Source organism: Mesorhizobium sp. M4A.F.Ca.ET.050.02.1.1 (assembly GCF_003997725.1).
Classification (GTDB): Bacteria; Pseudomonadota; Alphaproteobacteria; order Rhizobiales; family Rhizobiaceae; genus Mesorhizobium.
On record NZ_RZSG01000993.1, the window covers coordinates 1 to 1,943 of the forward strand.

At 64.0% G+C, this 1,943-nt stretch carries 2 protein-coding genes and 1 pseudogene; all 3 read left to right on the forward strand.

From position 1 onward, the window contains the following. A pseudogene (locus EOA33_RS34080) lies at window positions 1-203 on the forward strand (hypothetical protein); the annotation flags it as partial. Window positions 204-288: 85 nt separating this feature from the next. Then, the gene (locus EOA33_RS34085; RefSeq protein ID WP_127407608.1) at window positions 289-1,185 is read left to right on the forward strand and encodes a glutamine amidotransferase family protein; all 897 of its coding nucleotides are present in this window, start codon (window positions 289-291) and stop codon (window positions 1,183-1,185) included. Window positions 1,186-1,189: 4 nt separating this feature from the next. Next, window positions 1,190-1,921: a GXGXG domain-containing protein gene (locus EOA33_RS34090; protein WP_127407609.1), complete on the forward strand. Its 732-nt coding sequence runs from the start codon at window positions 1,190-1,192 to the stop codon at window positions 1,919-1,921. The last annotated feature ends 22 nt before the right edge of the window (window positions 1,922-1,943 follow it).

Consider the following 1,943-nt stretch of genomic DNA (forward strand, 5'->3'; position numbering starts at 1 on the left):
TCATGGTGATCCTAGGCTGGGTGACCACCAAGGTGGCGACACCGGACGCCAGCTTCGTCGGCCGTCATGCCGGCGGCTTCCTGATTTATGCCCTGTCGATTCTCGATGCCTACAAGATGGCGCGCATCCGCCACGCGCAGTGGGCTCACAAGGGCAGCCGGAGCGATGGCGGCACGGGCAGCGGCGCAGAGCCGCATGCGTAACTAGAGGAAAATTTTTTTCATACGATTGAATTTTGCGGACTCATTGGGTACATCATTTTTTAGCTGCAAACGCCGGGAGGCTGACATGTGTGGAATCGTCGGACTTTTCCTCAAGGACAAGTCGCTGGAACCCAAGCTCGGCGCGATGCTGTCGGAGATGCTGATCTGTCTCACCGACCGCGGCCCGGACAGCGCCGGCATCGCCATCTATGGCGCACCGGCCGGCAACGAGGCCAAGATCACCATCCAGTCAGCGAAACCTGAACACGACTTCCGCGGCCTCGACGCGGAGCTCGCCAAGGCGATCGGCGCGCCGGTGGGCATCGCCGTCAAGTCGACGCATGCGGTGATCAGGACCGCGCCGGACAAGGTCGACGCCGCGCGTGAGGCACTGCAATCGCTTCGGCCCGATATCCGCATCATGGGCGCCGGCGAAGCCGTCGAGATCTACAAGGAGGTCGGTCTGCCGGAAGCCGTCGTCGAGCGCTTCGACGTCCGCTCGATGACCGGCACGCATGGCATCGGCCACACCCGCATGGCGACGGAATCGGCGGTCACCACGATGGGCGCGCACCCCTTCTCGACCGGCGCAGACCAGTGCCTGGTGCACAATGGCTCGCTGTCCAACCACAACAATGTGCGGCGCGAGCTGATCCGCGAAGGCATGAGATTCGAGACCGAGAACGACACCGAGGTGGCAGCCGCCTATCTCTCCTCCAGGATCGCGCACGGCAAGAACCTCGGCGAGGCGCTGGAGGGCACGCTCTCCGACCTCGATGGCTTCTTCACCTTCGTCGTCGGCACCAAGAACGGCTTCGGCGTGGTGCGCGACCCGATCGCCTGCAAGCCCGCCGTCATGGCCGAGACCGACCAATATGTCGCCTTCGGTTCCGAATATCGCGCGCTCACCAAACTGCCCGGCATAGACAATGCGAGGGTCTGGGAACCGGAGCCCGCAACCGTCTATTTCTGGGAGCATTGAGTTCATGCCGGCAACCAACGTATCCCCCGCTCAGCGCGACCTGAGCCACGCCAGGGTGTTCGACCTTGCCGAGCTGTCGCTACGCGAGCTGAACCAGGCGCTGCATCAGCTGACCCCGGGCTCCAACGAGACGGCATGGGAAGTGCTCAACCCCAAGGGCAGCCATTCGGTCGCCGTCGGCGTCGACCAGCCAGTAGCCATCGATGTGCGCGGCAGCGTCGGCTACTATTGCGGCGGCATGAATGCCGGCGGCGCCATCACCGTGCATGGTTCGGCCGGCCCCGGCGTCGGCGAGAACATGATGTCGGGCTCGATCGTGATCAAAGGCGACGCCAGCCAGTATGCCGGCGCCACCGGCCGCGGGGGCCTGCTGGTCATCGAAGGCAACGCGTCGTCGCGCTGCGGCATCTCGATGAAGGGCATCGACATCGTCGTGCACGGCAATATCGGCCACATGTCGGCCTTCATGGCGCAGTCCGGCAACCTCGTGGTGCTGGGCGATGCCGGCGATGCGCTGGGCGATTCCATCTACGAGGCACGGCTGTTCGTGCGCGGCAAGGTCGAGAGCCTGGGCGCCGACTGCATCGCCAAGGAGATGCGGCCCGAGCATCTGGAATTCCTGCAAGGCTTGCTCGACCGCGCCGGCGTGACCGGCGTCAAAGCTTCGGAGTTCAAGCGCTACGGCTCGGCGCGCAAGCTCTACAATTTCAATATCGACAACGCCGACGCGTATTGAGGCAAGATGACCTATCGCAACC

What these genes read in the sequence shown, in the direction of transcription:
- EOA33_RS34085 (WP_127407608.1), top strand. Translation starts at nt 289, where the DNA reads ATGTGTGGAATCGTCGGACTTTTCCTCAAGGACAAGTCGCTGGAACCC.
- EOA33_RS34090 (WP_127407609.1), top strand. Translation starts at nt 1,190, where the DNA reads ATGCCGGCAACCAACGTATCCCCCGCTCAGCGCGACCTGAGCCACGCC.